Source organism: Shewanella sp. GutCb, from assembly GCF_002836135.1.
Lineage (GTDB): Bacteria > Pseudomonadota > Gammaproteobacteria > Enterobacterales > Shewanellaceae > Shewanella.
Map to the genome: position 1 here is coordinate 1 of NZ_PJBL01000092.1, position 321 is coordinate 321.

At 54.2% G+C, this 321-nt stretch carries 1 protein-coding gene; it reads right to left on the reverse strand.

The genetic code is table 11. From position 1 onward, the window contains the following. Positions 1-321 (reverse strand): VCBS domain-containing protein (locus CXF86_RS20105; RefSeq protein WP_219622754.1); only part of this gene is annotated, 321 nt, incomplete at both ends.

The following is a 321-nucleotide window of genomic DNA, read 5'->3' on the forward strand; positions in this document are numbered from 1 at the left end:
CTTCTAAGACTTCGCCAGTCGCATCGGCAATGGTGGAAGTGATCAACGGAATATCGTTGGTACCGGTGACAGTCACGGTGACAATTTGAGTGCTGAATGCACCAAACTCATCGGTGACGGTGACCAAGAAGGTCTCGTCGTGGGTTTCACCCGAGGCGAGGGCATCGACCAAGGCGTTATTAGCTAAAGTGTAACTCCAGACGCCGGTGCTGGCATTAATGCCGAAGGTACCATAGTCATTGACTTGAGGCACGAAGCCCCAGCTCCAACTGGCTCCGTTATCGACATCACTGGCGGTTAAGGTGCCGCCCGTGGTAAGGC